At 38.8% G+C, this 21,827-nt stretch carries 20 protein-coding genes and 1 other annotated feature; of the genes, 16 read left to right on the forward strand and 4 right to left on the reverse strand.

What is annotated here, in order from left to right; translation table 11 throughout:
* The first annotated feature begins 71 nt into the window (after positions 1-71).
* Together CYJ36_RS00295 and CYJ36_RS00300 are read left to right on the forward strand one after the other, a co-directional pair.
* Positions 72-1,022, forward strand: a complete 951-nt coding sequence (locus CYJ36_RS00295; RefSeq protein WP_101563710.1) for a BMP family ABC transporter substrate-binding protein — start codon at positions 72-74, stop codon at positions 1,020-1,022.
* A gap of 12 nt (positions 1,023-1,034) precedes the next feature.
* Positions 1,035-1,226, forward strand: a complete 192-nt coding sequence (locus CYJ36_RS00300) for a ComZ family protein (RefSeq protein WP_101563712.1) — start codon at positions 1,035-1,037, stop codon at positions 1,224-1,226.
* A gap of 488 nt (positions 1,227-1,714) precedes the next feature.
* Here the strand turns inward: CYJ36_RS00300 and rsgA are convergent, their stop codons facing one another.
* Positions 1,715-2,722 carry a ribosome small subunit-dependent GTPase A gene (gene rsgA / locus CYJ36_RS00305; protein ID WP_101563714.1) on the reverse strand — a complete coding sequence of 336 codons (1,008 nt, stop codon included), beginning with the start codon at positions 2,720-2,722 and terminating at the stop codon, positions 1,715-1,717.
* Between the two features lie 230 nt (positions 2,723-2,952).
* Entirely contained in the window at positions 2,953-3,210 is a 258-nt protein-coding gene (locus tag CYJ36_RS00310) for a hypothetical protein (RefSeq protein WP_101563716.1), read from the reverse strand.
* A 155-nt stretch (positions 3,211-3,365) separates the two neighbouring features.
* Here CYJ36_RS00310 and CYJ36_RS00315 point away from each other — a divergent pair, with 155 nt between their 5' ends.
* The 9 genes from CYJ36_RS00315 (at position 3,366) to CYJ36_RS00355 (ending at position 13,508) form a co-directional block, all read left to right on the forward strand.
* A complete protein-coding gene (locus CYJ36_RS00315) occupies positions 3,366-4,298 on the forward strand; it encodes a beta-ketoacyl-ACP synthase III (protein WP_101563719.1) in 933 nt (310 codons plus the stop codon).
* Positions 4,299-4,334: 36 nt separating this feature from the next.
* Positions 4,335-5,573 carry a beta-ketoacyl-ACP synthase II gene (gene fabF / locus CYJ36_RS00320; RefSeq protein WP_101563721.1) on the forward strand — a complete coding sequence of 413 codons (1,239 nt, stop codon included), beginning with the start codon at positions 4,335-4,337 and terminating at the stop codon, positions 5,571-5,573.
* Between the two features lie 186 nt (positions 5,574-5,759).
* Positions 5,760-6,557: a DUF2268 domain-containing protein gene (locus CYJ36_RS00325; protein WP_257962348.1), complete on the forward strand. Its 798-nt coding sequence runs from the start codon at positions 5,760-5,762 to the stop codon at positions 6,555-6,557.
* A gap of 204 nt (positions 6,558-6,761) precedes the next feature.
* Entirely contained in the window at positions 6,762-7,748 is a 987-nt protein-coding gene (locus CYJ36_RS00330) for an ABC transporter ATP-binding protein (protein ID WP_101563723.1), read from the forward strand.
* Positions 7,745-8,764: an ABC transporter ATP-binding protein gene (locus CYJ36_RS00335; RefSeq protein ID WP_101563725.1), complete on the forward strand. Its 1,020-nt coding sequence runs from the start codon at positions 7,745-7,747 to the stop codon at positions 8,762-8,764. Before CYJ36_RS00330 ends, CYJ36_RS00335 begins: the two co-directional genes overlap by 4 nt.
* A gap of 112 nt (positions 8,765-8,876) precedes the next feature.
* Positions 8,877-10,535: a peptide-binding protein gene (locus tag CYJ36_RS00340; RefSeq protein ID WP_101563728.1), complete on the forward strand. Its 1,659-nt coding sequence runs from the start codon at positions 8,877-8,879 to the stop codon at positions 10,533-10,535.
* Between the two features lie 154 nt (positions 10,536-10,689).
* Entirely contained in the window at positions 10,690-11,640 is a 951-nt protein-coding gene (locus CYJ36_RS00345) for an ABC transporter permease (RefSeq protein ID WP_101563729.1), read from the forward strand.
* Between the two features lie 14 nt (positions 11,641-11,654).
* On the forward strand, positions 11,655-12,572 hold the full coding sequence (gene opp4C, locus CYJ36_RS00350) for an oligopeptide ABC transporter permease (protein ID WP_101563731.1): 918 nt from the start codon (positions 11,655-11,657) through the stop codon (positions 12,570-12,572).
* A 189-nt stretch (positions 12,573-12,761) separates the two neighbouring features.
* Complete coding sequence (locus tag CYJ36_RS00355) at positions 12,762-13,508, forward strand: YjbA family protein (RefSeq protein WP_101563733.1); 747 nt, start codon at positions 12,762-12,764, stop codon at positions 13,506-13,508.
* Positions 13,509-13,663: 155 nt separating this feature from the next.
* Here CYJ36_RS00355 and trpS read toward each other — a convergent pair whose 3' ends face one another.
* Positions 13,664-14,653 carry a tryptophan--tRNA ligase gene (gene trpS, locus CYJ36_RS00360; protein WP_101563735.1) on the reverse strand — a complete coding sequence of 330 codons (990 nt, stop codon included), beginning with the start codon at positions 14,651-14,653 and terminating at the stop codon, positions 13,664-13,666.
* Positions 14,654-14,791: 138 nt separating this feature from the next.
* Positions 14,792-15,000 (reverse strand) — a binding site (T-box leader).
* A 52-nt stretch (positions 15,001-15,052) separates the two neighbouring features.
* Entirely contained in the window at positions 15,053-15,412 is a 360-nt protein-coding gene (locus CYJ36_RS00365; RefSeq protein ID WP_101563737.1) for a DUF3899 domain-containing protein, read from the reverse strand.
* A 418-nt stretch (positions 15,413-15,830) separates the two neighbouring features.
* On the opposite strand from CYJ36_RS00365, the gene CYJ36_RS00370 reads away from it, so the two are divergent.
* The 5 genes from CYJ36_RS00370 to CYJ36_RS00390 all read left to right on the forward strand — a co-directional run bounded on the left by CYJ36_RS00370 (position 15,831) and on the right by CYJ36_RS00390 (position 21,631).
* A complete protein-coding gene (locus CYJ36_RS00370) occupies positions 15,831-17,528 on the forward strand; it encodes a peptide ABC transporter substrate-binding protein (protein ID WP_101563739.1) in 1,698 nt (565 codons plus the stop codon).
* Between the two features lie 147 nt (positions 17,529-17,675).
* Positions 17,676-18,602: an oligopeptide ABC transporter permease gene (opp3b, locus tag CYJ36_RS00375; protein ID WP_101563741.1), complete on the forward strand. Its 927-nt coding sequence runs from the start codon at positions 17,676-17,678 to the stop codon at positions 18,600-18,602.
* Complete coding sequence (gene opp3C / locus CYJ36_RS00380) at positions 18,602-19,624, forward strand: oligopeptide ABC transporter permease (RefSeq protein WP_101563743.1); 1,023 nt, start codon at positions 18,602-18,604, stop codon at positions 19,622-19,624. Before opp3b ends, opp3C begins: the two co-directional genes overlap by 1 nt.
* A 21-nt stretch (positions 19,625-19,645) precedes the next feature.
* Positions 19,646-20,689, forward strand: a complete 1,044-nt coding sequence (locus CYJ36_RS00385; RefSeq protein ID WP_101563745.1) for an ABC transporter ATP-binding protein — start codon at positions 19,646-19,648, stop codon at positions 20,687-20,689.
* A 3-nt stretch (positions 20,690-20,692) separates the two neighbouring features.
* Positions 20,693-21,631 carry an ABC transporter ATP-binding protein gene (locus tag CYJ36_RS00390; RefSeq protein ID WP_101563747.1) on the forward strand — a complete coding sequence of 313 codons (939 nt, stop codon included), beginning with the start codon at positions 20,693-20,695 and terminating at the stop codon, positions 21,629-21,631.
* The last annotated feature ends 196 nt before the right edge of the window (positions 21,632-21,827 follow it).

Genomic DNA, 21,827 nt, shown 5'->3' on the forward strand with positions numbered 1-21,827 from the left:
TGTGAATTGGTTACAGTCTAAAATATAGGTGTAAATCATGTAATTGCACAAGCCAAAAGGAGTTGCTTGTAATGATAAAGAAACGTTTTCTTTTCGCCATATGTCTTTTTTTTCTGGCGGCATGTGGACAGCCCCAGCAAGAAGAAATGAAAAAAGTAGGCTTGCTTGTTCCTGATACCATCAGTGATCAAGTATGGGGTACGAAAGGATACAAAGGTTTATTAAAAATACAATCTAGCTACGGTGTCGATGTTTTTTATAAAGAAGGCATGAATAATGAAGAGGTTGTTCGTGAAGCAGTGGAAGAATTATCTGGAAAAGGCGTCAATTTGATCTTTGGCCATGGCAGTGAATATGAACCATATTTTAATACATTAAATGAGGAATATGAAAATATCCATTTTGTGTTTTTTAATGGTGATGCAAAAGGAGATAATGTTACTAGCCTTAATTTTGACTCAAATGCAATGGGTTTTTTTGGCGGAATGATTGCAGGGGAAATGACAAAAACAAACAAAGTCGGTGTTTTGGCTGCTTATGAATGGCAGCCTGAAATCGATGGCTTTTATGAAGGAGCATACTATCAAAACCCTGAAGTTGAAGTGGAAATAAAATATGTACAGAGCTGGGATGATGTAACAACAGCGCTCAACTATACAGATCAAATGATAGCTGAAGGCGTTGATGTTGTATATCCTGCCGGTGACGGGTATAATGTACCTGTCATTGAGCGGATAAAAGAAGAGGGTCTTTATGCAATCGGATATGTTTCCGATCAATCAGATCTCGGTGAAACAACGGTCCTTACGAGCACGATCCAGCATGTTGATAAATTATATGAGCTTGTTGCCCAAAAGTATATAAATGGTGATCTAGATAGCGGTAACTTGTATTTTGATTTTAAAGACGAGGTCATTGATCTCGGCAAATACAGTCCAAAAGTGGACAAGGCATTTCAAGACGAAATGAAAGAACATATTGAAACATACAGGCAGACAGATAAGCTGCCAAATCAACTATAAGGGAGAATTCAGATGAACCAGGAACCTAAAACACTAGAATTTATGCAAATTGCCATGAAGCATCTTCCAGAAGCAAAAGCAAAACTTGATGAAGCAGGAATTGAAATTTCAGCAGAACACCTTCAGCCAATGATGGAACTTCTGACAAAAGTCATGAATGATGCATATGAATTAGGGAAAAATGAAGCAATAAATAAAGATTGAACGAACGCAGCCGATGAGCTGCTTTTTTTTATGAAAATGAAAACCCAAGGCCAGACCTTGGGTTCCAAAAAGCTTTCATCATCGAGGTGCTAAAAAAACTCTTGAGGTATTAAACATATTTGATACGCTAACCAATATCTTGGAAATCCCAGCCGAATGGTGCCCTAGAAATTAGAAATAGTGAAATCAAGGTACCCATACGATCTGAATGGTGCCCTGGAAACCGGAAAAAGTGAAAACCAGGTACCCATACGATTTGAATGGTGCCCTGGAAACAGGGAAAAGCGAAATCAAGGTACCCATACCATCCGAAAGGAAGCATATATCAAAGCAGAAGGCATTAAGGTCTTGTCATTAGTACAATTGGGAAACCGTTCAGTTGTCCTTCGGCGTCTGGTCAGTAACAAAGGCCTTCTGCACAGAGAAAACCATCCACGCAGGGCTTTTTTGAATCAAAAAAACCGGATTAAGCATCCGGCTTTGAAAGACTATCTCTTGCTGTCCTTTTTCTGCTCTTTTTTCTCTAAATAGTCAAGTTCCCTCTGCAGCTTTCGGTAACTTTGCAGTCTGGAGGATGATAGGGTTCCGTCTGAAATAGCCTGATTAATCGCGCATTTTGGTTCGTTATGATGGCCGCAGTCCCTAAAATAACATGCCGCAGAAAGAGACTCAATATCTTCAAAACTCTGTTCCAGGGAGTCTGAATCCCAGAGCTGTAATTCCCTCATTCCGGGTGTATCAATTAAAAGTCCTTTTTGCGGAACAGCCATTAATTCTCTGTAAGTTGTTGTATGACGTCCGCGGTCATCGCCTTCACGCACATCTTGGGTCAGCTGCTTTTCTTCTCCTATTAAGCTGTTAATCAGCGTAGATTTTCCAACACCTGATGATCCAACGAAAGCAGAGGTTTTTCCTTCAGCTAAATAAGGTGCAAGCTGGTCCATTCCGCTGCCTTCAAGTGCACATACAGGAAGAACTGGAACGCCGAATGCCACACTTTCTGCAGCCATCATCTTCTTTTCCAAATCGCTGCATAGGTCTGCTTTTGTCAAAAGAATGACGGGATTCGCGCCGCTTTCCCATGCCATGATCAGATACCTTTCCATTCTCCTAATGTTAAAGTCATGATTCAGGGCCATTACAAGAAAAAGTGTGTTAATATTTGCTGCAATTAATTGCTCTTCATTGCCAGTGCCAGCCGCTTTTCTTGAAAGTTTACTGAACCTTGGCAGCACATGATGAATAGTTGCCTTCTTGTCTTCTCTCGCTGAAAGAGCTACCCAATCCCCAACTGCTGGATAATCCTCAGTCTTTTCCGCATCGAATCGAAATTTTCCGGATAAAGATGCCAATACTTCTCCATTCTCAGTTAGAACACGGTATAGATGTTTGTGTTCTAATGAAACCCGTCCGAATAAAAGGGTGTGATAAGAATTGCTCAATTCTTGAAAATGTTCGTTCCATCCTAATTGATTGAGTGTATATTTATTATTCATTTTTTCCTCCTGAAATTGTTTTTAGGCATAAGAAAAACCATGTGCAGACACAGCCCATGGTTCTCTAAAGAACAATTCAGGTAAGAAGGGTCATCTTTCCGGCAGATGAACCAAGGGCTGTGTATATGAAATAAGCGGCATTAATACAATTAAATTTTCCATATAACATCCCTCGCTCTCTCGCAGTTAATAAAATGATCATATGTTATTTACACTCTTTTGTAAACGGTTTATTTTAATTTTTTCTTGATAAAATCAACAATTGGCGTGAATTCCTTCAATACTGGCTTTAACTCATTCAATGACCCCATAATCTCATCTATTTGCATGAAAAGCTGAAAAAAATCGTTGTCTGATTGAGGTTCTTGCCCATCTGCAGCGGGGCTGCTTTCAGTTTCTTCATCCACTTTGCTTCGCTCTTTTTTATTCCCAAACATCATGGATGAGAAGAAATCTCCAGATTCTTCAGACCTTTTATCTTCGCTCAACATAAACACCTCGCTTTTTATTCCTTATTAATACTGTATGTTTCTTTTTAACAGAAGAACGAGACAAAAGCACAGGATTTAGATTGAAATTTTAAAAAGGATAAGATAAAATTAGTACCAGGTAATAATAATTGATTCTAAAAGGAGTTGCGTATATGAGTGCAGGAATTATTGGAATCGGACGGTATAATCCAGAACGTATTGTAACAAACGCGGATTTGGAGAAAATCATGGATACGTCAGATGAATGGATACGCACAAGAACTGGTATTGAAGAAAGAAGACTTGCAAATGATGATACAGATACATCTGATATGGCTTATTACGCAGCCAAAAAAGCAATTGAGAACGCAGGCATAACAGCTGAGGATCTTGATATGATTTTAGTGGCTACTGTTACACCTGATCAGCCGTTTCCTTCAGTAGCTTGTATGCTGCAGGAGAAATTAGGGGCTAAAAAAGTCGCTGCGATGGATTTGAGTGCAGCATGTGCAGGATTTATGTACGGTTTAGTATCAGCAAATCAATTCATAGAAACTGGAGCCTATCAAAATGTTCTTGTTGTCGGTGTTGAAAAGCTATCAAAAATAACGGATTGGAATGATCGGAATACAGCAGTTCTCTTTGGAGATGGTGCTGGAGCAGCTGTAGTCAGTGCTGTCAGCGAAGGAAAGGGCATCCTTGCTTTTGAATTAGGTTCAGATGGCTCTGGCGGAAAACATTTGTATCAGGCAGATAAACTTGTGATGAATGGCAGAGAAGTCTTTAAATTTGCTGTCAGACAAATGGGTGAATCAAGTATTAATGTGATTGAAAAAGCAGGTCTGAAAAAAGAAGATGTCGACTACTTGATTCCGCATCAGGCTAACATCCGCATTATGGAAGCTGCCAGAGAGCGTTTAGAGCTTCCGGCAGAAAAAATGTCAAAAACGGTGCATAAGTATGGAAACACTTCAGCAGCATCGATCCCGATATCTCTTGTAGAAGAGTTGGAAGCAGGAACGATTAAAGATGGCGATATTATTGTAATGGTTGGCTTTGGCGGCGGTTTAACATGGGGAGCCATTGCAATGCGATGGGGCAGATAATGAATACACAAGTATGTGAAAGGTATGGTGTTTTATATGAGTAAAAGACGTGTTGTTGTAACGGGTATGGGGGCAATTACGCCAATTGGCAATGATGTTAACGCTACATGGGAAAGTGCAATTAATGGAAGAACTGGCGTAGGTCCGCTAACCCGCATTGATTCAGAAGATTATCCAGCGAAAGTGGCTGCAGAAATAAAAGATTTTGACGCAGAAAAATTCATGGACAAAAAAGAAGCCCGAAAAATGGACCGCTTTACACAATATGCGGTTGCCGCTTCTTTCATGGCTGTACGTGATGCAAACCTTGAGATTACAGATGAAATCGCACCTCGTGTAGGTGTATGGATCGGCTCTGGAATTGGCGGAATGGAAACATTTGAAAACCAATTTGAAACACTTCTGACTAAAGGCGCAAGACGTGTCAGCCCATTCTTTGTTCCAATGATGATTCCTGATATGGCGGCAGGCCAAGTTTCAATCGCATTAGGAGCGAAAGGATTCAACTCATGTACTGTAACAGCTTGTGCAACAGGTACAAATTCAATTGGAGATGCTTATAAAGTCATTGAACGCGGCGATGCGGATGTGATGATTTCTGGAGGAACAGAAGCACCGATTACAAGAATGGCGTTTGCTGGTTTCTGTGCAAGCAAAGCTCTTTCGACAAATCCAGATCCAGCAACTGCAAGCAGACCATTCGATGCAAATCGGGATGGCTTTGTTATGGGTGAGGGAGCGGGAATTCTTGTATTAGAGGAGCTCGATCATGCGGTTGCACGGGGAGCCACAATCTATGCTGAAATCGTAGGATATGGCGCAACAGGTGATGCACATCACATTACTGCACCGGCTCCAGGCGGAGAAGGCGGAGTCCGTGCGATGAGGATGGCATTGGAAAACGGCGGATTGGTTCCTGAAGACATTGATTACGTCAATGCACATGGAACAAGCACATCGTATAATGATAAATTTGAAACACTTGCCATAAAAGAAGTATTTGGCGAACATGCATACAAACTTGCAGTTTCATCTACCAAATCGATGACTGGCCACTTGCTTGGCGCAGCCGGAGGTGTTGAGGCGATTCTTTCCATTCTTGCCATTAAAGAGGGTGTGATCCCGCCGACAATTAACTACACAACTCCAGATCCTGAGTGTGACCTGGATTATGTGCCAAACAATGCGAGAAAAGCTTCCGTCAATGTAGCTTTAAGCAACTCATTAGGCTTTGGCGGACATAACGCGACAATTATATTTAAGAAATATGAATAACAATTTGAAAAAAGTCAGCCTAGTGCTGGCTTTTTTGCATGTATATTTTTGCAGATATCCCATTTCTGAGCGCTAGTTAAATCGATGTCTAACAACTATTTTATTGATTAATCGTCATACAAAAACAAATCCAGACTCCAAATCACTTACACAAACACCCCAACATAAGATACGGCAGGAGGGAGTGTGGCGAATTCCATGACTGTCATGAATACAAATGAATGGCTCGATCAAACGGCAGATTATCTGAAAGTATGTGAACGTCTAGTACCATTTTTTAATAAAAATAAACCGGAAGAAATCAGCAAATATCTCCATGCATTCGGCATGTACAAAAGGGAAAGCACAGGAAAAGAAATCTTTGAAAAGCTTAAAAAGAAAAACGTATGGGAATTTGTAAAAAAAGATGAAGCAGTATTGAAAAAGAAATGGAACGGTCCGAATGTGCCGATTTTTATATTGCCTGCAGATGCTGAAAATCGAAAAATGAAGTATGAGTTTGGAGGCAAATCCGGACTTGCCTTTCATGATAAGTTATTTCTATTTTTATCTGAAAACAGCAATAAAGAAATACAAACGATATTAACTCATGAATATCATCACGTCTGCAGGCTCGCCAAGGATCCAAAGAAAGAAGAAGACTACACACTAATAGATGCAATAATTCTTGAAGGTCTGGCAGAGAACGCTGTAAGGGAGAGGATGGGAGAAGAGCTTGTCGGTTCCTGGACGAAGCGATATTCAAAAGAACAGATTCATCAATTATATAATAATATAATTGAACCTAATCAAGATCTGAAAAGTGACTCAAAGAAATTTTCCCAATTAATGTTCGGTACTGGATTTTATCCGAAAATGCTGGGTTATGCTGTAGGATATCAGTTGGTGAAATATTACATGGAGATTACAAATTCGAATATAACAGATTTATTTTCAGTCCCAAGTGAAGAAATAGTGAAAAAGTCATCAATAAAACCCAATTAAGGGTTTTTTTATTGGTATTTTTTCCTATTAATGAACGTATTTTTAATTTTAGATTACATTAATTTTAAAATTAGCTTGATTTTGTAAAAATATTGTAATAATATACAAATATATATTTTCTGATTATTCTATGTATACAGATGATTTACAAAATTAAGTTTATTAAAGTGGTTTATTTTTTACATCATAGGGCGGTGAAGGGTATTGTCAGTATTGTTAGAAGTTAAGAATCTAAAAACATATTTCTACAAGAAGAAACAGGCAGTTCCAGCAGTGGACGGCGTTGATTTAAAAATACATAAAGGCGAGACTGTAGCTTTAGTAGGTGAATCTGGTTCAGGTAAAAGTATCACATCTTTATCGATAATGGGACTTGTTCCCAGTCCAGGAGGAAAAATTGTAGAAGGTGAGATTTTATTAAATGGAAAAGATCTGGTGAAGTTACCTGAAAAAGATTTGTGCAAAGTGCGCGGAAATGATATTTCGATGATATTCCAAGAGCCTATGACATCCCTTAATCCTGTACTGACAATTGGAGATCAGGTAACTGAGGTTCTTATATATCACCAGAAACTCCCAAAAAATCAAGCTGTAAAAAAAGCAATTGAATTACTTAGATTAGTAGGTTTCTCACGGGCTGATGAAATTATAAATGATTATCCGCACAGATTATCAGGCGGGATGCGCCAGCGTGTTATGATCGCGATTGCGATGAGCTGCAATCCTAAGCTGCTTATTGCTGATGAGCCCACGACAGCTCTTGATGTAACAATACAGGCACAGATTCTTGATTTAATGAAAGATGTCAGCCGAAAATTTGATACTAGCATTCTATTAATCACTCATGACTTAGGTGTCGTATCTGAAATTGCTGAACGTGTTGTTGTTATGTACTGCGGGCAAGTTGTGGAAGAGGCTTCCGTGGATGACCTGTTTATTGAGCCGCTTCATCCCTATACACAAGGACTTATTGCTTCGATTCCGTCTATAGAAGGGGATATTGAAAAACTAAATTCAATACCAGGAAATGTTCCTGCACCGGATAATTTGCCGGTCGGCTGCCGATTTGCTCCAAGATGTCCAAAAGCATTTGACAGATGCTTCAGCGAGCAGCCAGATTTAACGTTAAAGTCAGCTCATCGCTCTGTTCGATGCTTTTTATATGATGATGAGGAGGCCGAGGTTCAATGAATGTAATAGACGCAGAAAGAAAAACAACCGGGCTGAAACAAGAGGAGACCATTCTGCAGCTCATAGATGTCCAAAAGCATTTCCCCATTAAAGCAGGAATTCTCCAGCGAACAGCCGGATATGTAAAGGCAGTAGACGGCATCAATTTATCTGTAAAAAAAGGTGAAACAATTGGGATTGTTGGAGAGTCAGGGTGCGGAAAATCTACAGCAGGGCGGACAATTATTCGACTTTATGAGCCGACAGGCGGAAAAATATTATTTGACGGACAAGATATTTCCCATTTACCTGAAAGTGAATTGCGAAAAACGGTAAGAAAAAATATTCAAATGATTTTTCAGGATCCTTTTGCATCGCTGAATCCAAGAAAAACACTCGGTTCCATTATTAAAGAACCAATGAATACACATGGAATTTATAAAGGGAAAGAAAGAACGGAAAGAGTGGAAGAGCTCCTTGAAAAAGTAGGTCTGAATGCTTCTTTCATTAATCGCTATCCTCATGAATTCTCAGGCGGACAGCGGCAAAGGATTGGGATTGCGAGAGCTATTGCACTAAATCCGCAGATGATTATTGCTGATGAAGCTGTTTCTGCACTTGATGTATCGATTCAGGCACAAATCATTAACTTGCTTGAAGAGATTCAGGATGAGTTTCATTTAACGTATATTTTCATTTCCCATGACTTAAGTGTAGTTAGACATATAAGCGACCGAGTCGGAGTCATGTACTTAGGGAAAATGATGGAACTTGCTGATAAAAACACCTTATATTCAGAACCTTTGCATCCTTATACGCAAGCGCTGCTGTCAGCGGTGCCGGTTCCAAGAAAAGCTGGAGCAGCAAGAAGAGAGCGAATTGTGCTTAAGGGGGAATTGCCAAGCCCTGCAAATCCTCCTCAAGGCTGTGTGTTCCATACAAGATGTCCAGCTGCGACAAGCGCATGCCGTGAAGCTGTTCCCCAGTTTAAAGAAGTACAAAAAAATCATTTTGTTGCTTGCCATCTTTACAATTAAAGGCTGGCAGGATCAGCATACATATCAACTGCTTGAAGGGAGGAGATGGACGAACAATACTTCTTTATGTTAAGCAAACTGAATATTCATAATCTAAAGGGGGAAATACGAAGTGAAACAACGTAAAAGTTTATTAACATTACTTAGTTTATTGTTAGTTTTCTCTTTGTTCTTAGCTGCTTGTAATAGCGGCGCGGGCGAAAAAACACCTGCTTCAGGTTCAGGCGGTAAAGAAGATGAAAAGCCTGCTGAAGATGCTGGAGAACCGCAAATGGGCGGAGATATCGTCGTTGGATCGATTGGAGCACCGACTTTATTCAACCCGCTTTATTCAACAGATGTTTCAAGTTCAGATATTGAAGATTTTATCTATGACGGCTTAGTAGATTCTGACACTGAGTTCAACCCTGTTTTGAATATAGCTGAAGATATTCAGACATCAGAAGATGGATTAACGTACACAGTCAAAATCAAAGAAGGCATTAAATTCCATGATGGCGAAGACTTAACAGCAGATGACGTTGTATTCACATATAGTATTCCGAAAAGCCCTGATTACGTTGGCGAGCGCGGATCAGCGTTTGAATCAATGGAATCAGTAACGAAAAAAGGCGATTATGAAGTTGAATTCAAGCTTTCAAAGAAAGATGCATCATTCTACCCTGTAACTCTAAGCTATGGAATTCTTCCTGAGCATATCCTTAAAGATGTTCCAGTCGGAGAGCTTGGCGAACATGAATTCAATACAAAATCTCCAATCGGTTCTGGTCCATTTAAATTTGTTGAGTGGAAAGATGGAGAGTATGTAAAAGTTGAGAAAAACCCTGATTATTTCCAAGGCGAGCCATACTTAGATTCGATCACGTACAAAATTGTTCCTGACCAAGATGCTTTATTGGCACAGCTTCAAGCTGGTGATGTTCACTTCACCGAAGTTCCTGGAACAGATATTGAAACAGTTAAAAGCACATTCAGCGGTGTGAAAGTGGAGTCTGGTCTCGGACTTTCTTACACGTATGTTGGATGGAATGAAAAGAATGAATTATTCAAAGATGTAAAAGTACGTCAAGCTTTAACGCAAGCAATTGACAGAAAAACTATCGTAGCACAAGTAATGAATGGTGATGGAGAAGTTGCTGACGTACCTGAAAGTCCATTATCTTTCGCTTACAGTGATGATGTAACAAAATTCGAATTCGATCCAGAAGCTGCAAAGGCTACTTTTAAAGAAGCAGGCTGGGAAGATACTGACGGAGACGGCATTTTAGACAAAGACGGCAAAAAATTCTCATTCACATTAAAGACGAACCAAGGTAATAAAATCCGTGAAGATATCGCAGTTGTCGTGCAACAGCAATTAAAAGAAGTTGGAATTGAAGTAAAACCTGAAATCGTTGAATGGTCTGCATTCATTGAGCAAGTTTCTGCACCAAACTGGGATTATGAAGCGATGATCTTAGGATGGAGCTTGTCTACATTCCCAGATCAATATGACATTTTCCACTCAAGCCAGGCTGCTGAAGGCTTGAACATGATTCACTACAACAACCCTAAAGTTGATAAATTGATTGATGAAGCGAAACAAATTCTTGATCAAGATGAGTATGCAGCTGCATATGGTGAGATTTATAAACTTCTTGCAGAAGATCAGCCTTACACATTCTTGTACTATCCAAACGTTCACCGCGTAATGCCTGAGAATCTTCAAGGCTATGAATTTAATGCGAAGAGCGAATACTACAACATTCACAAATGGTGGTTAAAAAAATAAGCACTGAGTGATAAAACGGTCATCAAAGAGTTTTCAGAGGGAAGGGAATATTCCCTTCCCTCGTTTTTATGACATTGAATATTGAACGAGTCTATGGAAAAAGTGGACATGTTTTTATTTATAGAAAATTGAGAAGGGAAGGGGAGAACTAGCTGTGTTAACTTATATCGTCCGCCGTACATTAATGGCTATTCCCTTATTATTAGGCATCACCATTATATCCTTTGCAATCATTCGTTTGGCGCCTGGTGATCCGACAAGCCTGCTGATGGACCCATCGATAAGCCCAAGTGATAAAGCGAAATTTATGGAGAGATATGGACTGAATGATCCTGTACATATTCAGTATTTTAAATGGCTTGGCAATATGGCACAGGGGGATTTCGGAACATCCCTAATCCGAAAAGGCGTACCTGTAAGTGAAATGATAATGAACCGTTTGCCAAACACATTGCTGTTAATGGTTGTTTCTACTGTGTTAGCTCTATTGATTGCCATCCCGTTTGGAATCATTTCTGCAGCAAGACCTTACACAAAAGTTGATTACACAGTTTCGGTTACTTCCTTTTTAGGACTGGCTACTCCGAACTTTTTTCTCGGTCTGATATTAATTATGGTATTTGCTGTACATCTTAACTGGTTCCCGACAGGAGGGACCTCTACCTTGAATGCGGAATTCAGTTTATGGGACAGAATCCATCATCTTATCCTGCCTGCGTTTGTATTGGCTTCAGCTGATATGGCAGGTTTAACGAGATATTCCAGATCCAGTATGTTTGACGTGCTGAAACAGGATTATATGAGAACGGCACGGGCGAAAGGGTTCAAGGAATCCAAAGTCATCATCAAGCATGGTGTACGCAATGGATTAATTCCAATCATTACAATCTTCGGTTTAATGATCCCTTCATTTATTGGAGGAGCGGTCGTTGTTGAGAAAATTTTTTCATGGCCTGGAATCGGTTTGCTGTTTTTTGATTCAGCCTTCCAGCGTGATTATCCGGTCATTATGGCTTTAACCGTCATATCAGCTGTCTTTGTAGTTGTCGGCAATTTAATTTCTGACATTCTATATGCCATTTTTGATCCGAGAATTGAGTATTAGGAAGGGGGAGCGGTATGTCACAAACAAATCTAACACCTGAAACTTCTGGTCAGCTGGCGGTCCATGGAAATATTAAAGCAAACCCTGATACATTAACGAAAATCTTTTTCAGGAAATTTGTAAAGAACAAACTGGCAGTGATTGGAGCGATTTTCCTTTTTATCATTATTTCCGCTGCAATATTTGCACCAGTCATTGCTCCATATTCTCCAGAAAGTCAGGATTTATTAAAAAAATTAGTGCCTCCTGGCGGTGAGAACATTCTCGGTACAGACCGTTTTGGACGTGATATGCTGACACGCTTGTTATATGGTGCTCAAGTATCCTTGCTTGTAGGGTTTGCGTCTGTTATTGGTTCGATTACTATTGGAACGGTTGTTGGAGCCATTGCAGGATACTTTGGGGGAATTATTGATGCAATCTTAATGCGTTTTGTTGATATTATTCTCTCAATTCCTCAGTTGTTCTTACTCATCACACTTATCACAATTTTTAAGCCTGGTGTCGATAAGCTAATTATTATCTTTGCGGTTTTGGGATGGACAACAACAGCCCGTTTAGTGCGTGGAGAGTTTTTATCTCTTCGTACACGCGAGTTTGTTTTAGCATCAAAAACCATTGGCACGAAAAGCTTTACCATTATTTTTTCGCATATTTTGCCAAATGCATTTGGTCCTATTATCGTTTCGGCGACGTTATCGGTAGGAACTGTTATCCTGGCTGAATCAACGTTAAGTTATTTAGGATTAGGAATACAGCCGCCAGTTCCAAGCTGGGGAAATATGCTTCAGGATGCACAGAACTTTACAATTCTCTTAACTTCCCCATGGTATCCTTTATTACCGGGATTATTGATTCTCTTCACTGTCCTTGCTTTTAACTTTGTAGGGGACGGTCTGCGGGATGCACTTGATCCAAAGGTGAATGAGTAAGAAAATGCTTAGTCGAGAATTATATTCTTGGCTTTTTTTTGAAGATGTACGATATTAACGATAATCAAAAAACGATTAATGTGAAAAAACTTTTTAAAAGAAATCATCCATAATCTGTTCGGAATGGAATATATTTTCTTCTCACTGCCTATACTGAAAGACAAAAGCATCGGAAGTGAGGGGTAGTAAATGTTGTTTCTTCATGATGTATGGGTGAACTGGTTTGAAGGCGAAGAGAACGGGTACAATGTGTGTCATTTTCATGAATGGAGAAAAGATGACAGTGTCGAACTCTTAGACCAGGTTCCTCTATTTAAAGTAAACTCGGTATTATTCCATTATATTGAAAATGATTTGTCTGAATTGCCGCAGGGATTATTAAAAGATGCCTTTCAAAAAGCGTATATTCGCAAAAATCATGAGCGCATCCAGCTTGATTATTGTTTTGTCGTAACAGATGGAGAAGGGATCTTGGCTGTTGATACGATCGGCTACAGCATTCCAGTTCGTAAAAGCAGGTTAATTCCCCGTCAGGAACAGCTCGTTTATGAAATGATTAAAGATGTTGAATCAGAAGAATATTTGTTTGAAGTGGAAGAGTTGGAAAAGGAATTTCATATCCTTTCCCCAAATCCATTACATATGAGCGGGTTAACAAGAAAAGAACGTCAGTTAAAGCAGCTGCTGTTTATGGCTCTTGATCAGCTTCAATCAACAAAAAATGCGGCTGAGGTCAAGTACTGGTATACTGAGTGGAATCCGACCATGTATGTAACGATACAAGATTTGGGCTTTGAGGATGTATGGAGAAAGCTATACGAAGAAACACTAAGCGGCTGGAGTCAGAAACATATGACTTTATGCGAGAACTTGATTAAAGGACAGCCATTTTTCGAAAAACTTTGGGAAATGGAGCATGAATCTAAAGTGAATTAGGACAAGCACTATCATAAAGGAACCTGCTTCAATATTTAATGAGTCAAAAAGGGGTAGGTTTTGAACAAATATAAAAGAGCGTCGATATGCCGATGCTCTTTTTTGTGTTTCAGCTATAGGTTATGGCGCTGACATACGTGCCTCTGATCGTGATGTTATTTCTTTTTCCTCCCGAGCCCCATTGCACTTTCCATTTTCTTTATCATTTTATTTGCCGCTGCATTGGCTCTCTCTGCTCCCCGGTCCAAAATAAGATCTAATTCTTCTGATTCCAGCAGGGCATAATACTTTTCTTGTATTGGTTTTAATACTTCAATGACAGCAGCAGCTGTATCGCTCTTAAAATCTCCGTAGCCCTTGCCATCATATTTTTCCTCTAATTCAGCAATTGATGTACCAGAAAGAATCGAATAAATCGATAATAAATTAGAAACGCCAGGTTTGTTTTCTTTATCGTATTTTACGATTCCTTCAGAATCAGTAACAGCACTCTTGATTTTCTTTTCAATCGTTTTTGGATCATCTAATAGCGTAATGAACGATTTTAAGTTTGGATCAGATTTGCTCATTTTTTTCAGCGGATCAGCAAGGGACATGATTCTCGCCCCAACCTTGGGAATACGTACTTCTGGAATTGTAAAAATGTCATTGTACTTTTTGTTGAAACGCTCAGCTAAATCACGTGTCAGCTCTAAATGCTGTTTTTGATCTTCCCCAACAGGAACGATGTCAGTCTTATATAGTAGAATGTCGGCAGCCATAAGTGGAGGATAGGTTAATAATCCGGCAGAAACTGCTTCTTTTCCAGTGGATTTATCTTTGAATTGTGTCATTCTTTCGAGCTCACCGATGTATGCGACACATTGAAGCATCCATCCTGCCTGAGCGTGAGCTGGAACTTCTGATTGTACAAATAACGTTGCTTTCTCTGGGTCAATGCCAATTGCAAGATAGAGAGCAGCTAGCCCCCGAATGTTTTTGCGCAGCTGAAGACGATCCTGAGGTACAGTGATTGCATGCTGATCAACAATGCAAAAATAGCAGTCATAATCATGCTGCAAATCAATAAACTGCTTCAATGCTCCAATATAGTTTCCTAATGTAACTGAACCTGTGGGCTGTATGCCAGAAAAAATGGTTTTCATTTCTCTTCACTCCTACTAATAAAATGGTTGTCATTTGAAAATCGTGCTCTTTTCTAATAAAATTACTTATCGCTTTATTAATTGAATGTTTTAGAAAAGAGCCTATAAAATACAAAAAAGCCCATTCGTCCCCTGCTGTACAGGGACGAATGGACCGCGGTGCCACCCTAATTATTTCTAAAAGAAATCTCTTAAAGTCTTATAACGCAAGACAAAACGGCTGATCCTACTAGTGTTCAGTCAGCTGCTCAAAAGTCCATTCCATCATGTTCATTACCCGCATCCCAGCAGCAGCAGGCTCTCTTAAAATGAATCCATCATGTACTACTCTTTATCATCGCTTCTCAAATAAGTATTTTTTTACATTATAAAAGCTTATAAGCAGATAAGCAACTTGATTTATAAATAATAAACAAATAAGCTTCCGAGCATAGTTGCGGCGAGGAGAAGGCCTGCCAAAAGGAACGGCATATATTCAATACTCAGCAGCTCAGAAAAAAGCTTCATCTCTTCAACTTCCTCTTTATCAAGGTCCTTGCCCTTAGACTGAAAGGTTCTCCTGAATCCCTGGGTAATTCCATCAAAAAAGCCGCCCTGAGATACTAATAAAAACAAACAAACAGCAAGAAGCACACCTGATATATAGAAAGAAATGTTTATATAGTGAAGGATCGTGATCTCTCTATAGAATAGGAGAGACAGCAGCAAGACCAGAACAAATGAACCAGTAAAAACAGTAGTAAACAATTTTAGCTTCATAAATTAACCTCTTTTTTAAAATTAATCATATCAGAAATGGAGAAAGTCAAATAGTAATTTTGTCTTCGTAAATACGAAGGAAACTATTTTAAGAAAATTTTAACTAATCAGAATCTTTTAATTATGCCCGCAAAATAGTTTATTAACTATTAGTGCATACTGTATACATTTTCTATTTTACACGCAATTTAAAATCTTTACAAAGACTATAGGAATGGTATTTTCTATGTAATAAATTCGAAAAACCGGGACTAATATTGTCAGAAAATATAGGTATAAAGAACTATTTTTCATTAATAAAAGTCTTAATTTTATTGCATTTGTGTAAATTTTATTAAAAAAATGAATGTACAAAAATTCGAAAGCTTGTATAATAGTGTTTGTAAGAATTTTTTAAAAATAAAAGGGAGGGTTATTAATGAAAAAGTCAAAATTTTCATTGCTTTTAGTTCTTTCGCTTGTAATCAGCGTATTTTTATCAGCATGCTACGGCGGAGGCAACCAAGGTTCTTCTGATGGAGGAGACAAAGATAAAGACTCCAAAGAAGAAACAAATGTACCACAGGAGCTTAAAGTTCTTGAGCAATCTGAGATTCCATCAATGGACTCAGTGTTAGCTGAAGATACAATCAGCTTATCTCAATTGAACAATACAAATGAAGGATTATATCGTATTGATGAAAACCAAGAGCCAGTTCCTGGAATGGCTGATGGTGAGCCTGAAGCAAATGAAGAGGGCACAGAATATACAATTAAAATTAAAGAAGATGCTAAATGGTCAAACGGTGACCCTGTTACAGCTAACGACTTCGTATTTGCTTGGCAGCGTGCTCTTAATCCTGATACTGGATCTGCATATGGTCCATATATGATGATGGGCAAAATTAAAAATGCTGAAGCATTATATAATGGAAAAGCGAAACCAGAAGAATTAGGTGTCAAAGCTGAAGATGAAAAAACATTGGTTATTACATTAGAAAAACCAATTCCTTTCTTTAAATCATTAATGGCTTTCCCAACTTTCTATCCGCAAAACCAAAAGTTTGTTGAAGAACAAGCTGCAAACTTCGGTAAAAAATCAGAAAATTTAGTGTTCAATGGACCTTTCGCAATCAATGGCTGGGAAGGACCTGCTGATACTGAGTGGACTTTAGAGAAAAATGCTGAATACTGGGATGCAAAAAATGTAAGCCTTGAAAAAATCACGTTCAATGTTTCAAAAGATCCTCAGGCTGCAGCGAATGCATTTGAAGCTGGAGAAGCTGATGTTACTCCAAAACTTTCAACACCGGCAGTTATCGCTCAATATGATGGTGACGATCGCTTATTAAGATGGTTAGAGCCTACAATTTTCTGGCTTAAATTAAATCAGAAAAACGAAGCTCTTGCTAACGTAAATATCCGTAAAGCAATTGCAATGGCATTCAATAAAGAAGATTTAACGAATGAAATTTTAAACAATGGATCAATTCCTGCAAACTATGCTGTACCAAAAGAATTCGTAACAAACCCAGAGACTGGTGAAGATTTCCGTAAGGCTAATGGAGATTTATTAACGTACAACCTAGAAGAAGCTAAAAAGCTTTGGGCAAAAGGCTTAGAAGAGATTGGCCAAAAAGAAGTGAAATTAGTTTACCTTGGCGGAGACACAGAAACTTCTAAAACAATCGATTCTTACATGAAAGATCAGCTTCAAAACAACCTTGAAGGTTTAACAATTGATGTACAAAGTGTTCCTTTCAGTGTTCGTTTAGATCGCGACAAAACAATGGATTATGACATCCAGGCTGCTGGATGGGGTCCTGACTACCTTGATCCAATTTCTTTCTCAGATCTATGGATAACTGATGGCGGAAATAACAGAATGGCATATTCTAACGAAAAGTATGACAAATTATTAAAAGACGCTCAAACAACTTTAGCTAACGATCCTGCTAAACGTTTCGAAGCTTTACAAGAAGCTGAGAAAGTTGTATTAGAAGAAGATGCTGGTATTGCTCCAATTTACCAACGTGCATCAAACCTTTTAATCAACAAAAAGGTTGAAGGATTCACTTACCACCTTGTTGGTCCTGAATACAGCTACAAGTGGATTAAAATCACAGACGCTGAGTAATAACTATTTACAATTACAATGCGAATGATTAGAATCAAAAAGAATAAAAAGAGAGTATATGCGATATACTCTCTTTTTACCTGCTAAAGAATTGTCGAATTATGTAGATGATTCTGAATTTTTCATATAGTTCTAGGAGGTGCACACATGGTCAAATATTTAGGGCAACGTATGATTTATATGCTTATTACACTTATATTGATTGCTTCTTTTACTTTTTTCCTTATGAAAATGATCCCCGGTTCTCCATTTAATAGTGCTAAGCTATCTGATGCACAGATAGAGATCATGAAAGAGAAATATGGGTTAGATGAGCCTGTACCTGTACAGTATTTCACGTACATGACAAATCTTGTGAAAGGTGATTTTGGTGTATCTTTCCAATTTGACAACACTCCGGTATCAGAGCTGCTTGCTGCTCGTATCGCCCCATCGGCCATCCTCGGTTTTCAGGCAATGTTTGTAGGTACTATATTCGGAATATTACTTGGTATTTTAGGAGCGCTTCGTCAAAATACATGGGTTGATTATGGGTCAACATTTATTGCAGTTATCGGTAAATCGATCCCTTCTTTTGTATTTGCTGGATTAATGCAATATTACATCGGTGTAAAACTTGGATGGCTTCCTGTTGCATTTTGGCGCGGCCCTGAATACAGCATATTGCCTACAATTGCTTTAGCTATGTTCCCAATTGCAATTGCAGCACGTTTTATGAGAACAGAAATGATTGATGTTTTAAATTCTGACTATATTACACTTGCTAAAGCTAAAGGTGCAAGCTACTTTGAAATTGCATTTAAACATGCTTTGCGAAATGCATTAATTCCAGTTGTAACGGTTTTAGGACCGCTTGCAGTCGGATTAATGACTGGTTCCCTCGTAATCGAAAAGATTTTCTCGGTTCCAGGAATTGGAGAACAATTCGTAAAATCGATTACAGTTAATGATTACCCTGTCATTATGGGGACAACACTTTTATTTGCTTTCTTATTTGTATTAATTATTCTTGTTGTCGATATTCTCTACGGCATCATAGACCCACGAATTCGTTTAGCGGGAGGTAAAAAATAATGTCACAAAAAGAAATCAGCAAAGAATTATTCCAGCCCGCTAATATTGATTCTTCAAAGAGTGAAGAAATAAATAAACCGAGCCTCAATTATTGGCAGGATGCATGGCTTCGAGTAAGAAAAAATAAGGCTGCCGTTTTCAGTTTAATTGTGATTGTTCTGCTAACTCTATTAGCATTTATCGGACCTGCTGTAAGTGGCTATGATTCAGCTCGTCAAAAGGCAACTCATGCTAATTTGCCTCCTCGTATTCAAGGTCTTGAAAACATTAGCTGGCTGCCTTTTGATGGGACAAGAACCCTTAATAATGGAGAAGAAGTAAAGGTTTATGAACAAAAACAAATTAAAGAGTATTACTGGTTAGGAACGGATAATTTGGGCCGTGACCAATTTACACGTATTTGGAAAGGCACCCAAATTTCACTGTATATCGCGTTTTTAGCGGCTTTCATTGATATGATCATTGGAGTTGCATACGGGGCAATATCCGGTTATTTTGGCGGACGCATCGACAATGTCATGCAGCGAATTATTGAGGTTTTAATGGGTATACCAAATCTGGTTGTCGTTATCTTGATGATCTTAATTTTGAAACCTGGTATTATCTCGATTACAGTTGCATTAACGATCACCGGCTGGGTTGGTATGGCCAGGGTCGTTCGGGCACAAGTGCTTAAGCTTAAGAATCAGGAATTCGTGTTGGCATCGAGAACTCTTGGAGCAAGTCACAGTAAAATTATTTTTAAACATCTGATTCCAAATTTAGTTGGAGTTATTATTATAAATACAATGTTTACCATTCCAAATGCTATTTTCTTCGAAGCGTTCTTAAGCTTCATCGGTCTTGGATTACAGGATCCTCTGGCTTCTCTAGGAACGTTAATTGATGAAGGGTTTAAATCAATGAGAGCATTCCCTTATCAAATGATTTATCCGGCAATCGTAATCAGTGTCATTATGGTTGCATTCAATATGATTGCTGATGGATTGCGCGATGCGCTTGATCCTAAGATGAGAGACTAGAAATAAGGCAGGTGAATGATGTTGGAGAAAATTTTAGAAGTTAAAGACTTACACATTTCGTTTCACACGTTTGCAGGTGAAGTTCAAGCCATCAGAGGTGTGGACTTTGATTTGAAAAAAGGGGAAACTCTTGCAATTGTAGGAGAATCAGGATCTGGTAAATCTGTAACAACCAAATCGATCATGAGATTATTGCCTGAGAGCAACTCCGAAATCAAAAAAGGTGAGATTCTCTTTAATGGCAAGAACCTTGCGACACTATCTGATAAACAAATGCAGAAAATCCGAGGAAAAGATATTTCGATGATTTTCCAGGATCCAATGACTTCCTTGAATCCGACAATGATTGTTGGAAAACAAATTATGGAACCGATCATTAAACATCAAAATATGAGTAAAGCGCAAGCGAAAGAAAGAGCAATTGATCTCCTTCGACTTGTTGGAATTCCGAAACCTGAACTGCGATTTAAACAATATCCACATCAATTTTCAGGCGGGATGAGACAGAGGGTCGTAATTGCCATTGCCCTTGCATGCAACCCAAAGGTATTAATTGCTGATGAGCCAACGACAGCTCTTGATGTGACTATACAAGCACAGATTCTTGAGCTAATGAAAGACTTGCAAAAGAAAATTGATACATCAATCATCTTTATTACACATGATCTTGGTGTAGTAGCAAATGTCGCCGACCGGGTAGCTGTTATGTACGGAGGGAAAATTATCGAGATCGGGACAGTCGATGAAATTTTCTACAATCCGCAGCATCCATATACGTGGGGTCTGATCAGTTCAATGCCAAGTCTGGACTCTACTGATCAAGAACTTTATGCGATACCTGGAACTCCTCCGAACTTATTGCATCCGCCTAAAGGAGATGCTTTTGCACCGCGTAATGAATATGCAATGCAAATTGATTTAGAAGAGCAGCCTCCAATGTTTAAGGTGTCTGATACACATTATGCTGCAACATGGCTGCTTCATCCGGATGCACCTAAAGTTGAACCGCCGGCAGCCGTTAAGCTTCGCCAGCGCAAATTCCCTGAAATGAAGGAGGGAAAGTAAAAGATGGAAAGAGAAAAATTACTTGAGGTTAAAAACTTAAAACAGCATTTTAATGTAGGAAAAGCAAATGAAGTGAAAGCTGTTGATAATATATCTTTTGATATCTATAAAGGTGAAACACTCGGTCTTGTTGGTGAGTCAGGGTGCGGAAAATCAACAACAGGCCGCTCAATCATCCGTCTTTACGATGCGACTGACGGTGAAGTGAAATTTAATGGTGTGAACGTTCATGGCAAAAAATCTAAAAGTGAGTTAAAAACATTTAACCGTAAAATGCAAATGATTTTCCAGGATCCGTATGCATCCTTGAATCCTCGTATGAAGGTTTCTGACGTTATTGCCGAAGGAATCGATATTCACGGATTGGCAAAATCAGATAAAGAGCGGATGGAAAGAGTGTATGAACTGCTTGAAACTGTTGGATTAAACCGTGAGCATGCGAACCGTTTTCCACATGAATTCAGCGGTGGACAGCGCCAGCGTATTGGTATTGCACGTGCACTTGCAGTAGACCCGGATTTCATAATTGCAGATGAACCAATCTCAGCACTTGATGTATCCATCCAGGCACAGGTAGTCAATTTAATGAAGCAGCTTCAAAAAGAAAAAGGATTGACATACCTCTTTATCGCCCATGATCTGTCAATGGTAAAATACATCAGTGACCGAATTGGAGTTATGTATTTTGGGAAGCTTGTAGAGCTTGCTGATGCAGAAGAGCTTTATAACAACCCAATCCATCCATATACTCAAGCATTGTTATCTGCAATACCGCTTCCGGATCCTGATTATGAGCGCACTCGTATTAGAAAAAAATATGATCCCGCTCAGCATCAGTATACAGAAGGTGACGAGCCTCAGTTCCGTGAAGTAAAACCTGGACATTTTGTTATGTGTTCAGAAGCTGAATTTAAGCAATATCAAACTCTATATGCGAAGTAAAAGAAAGTGATCTCTTGATAGAGATCACTTTTTTAACGTCTAATCATGACCGATAAGTAAACGGAATATACTAGTTTATATAAGATTTTATACCTGTTGTTTATTTTGTTGAAAAATGTCAAAATAAGTCCCAATACATGTATGAACATCCTATTTTTTCATTTATAATAAGGGTAAATCAGCAAATGGAGGGTGT

The organism is Bacillus sp. UMB0893 (assembly GCF_002858905.1).
GTDB lineage: Bacteria > Bacillota > Bacilli > Bacillales > Bacillaceae > Bacillus_P.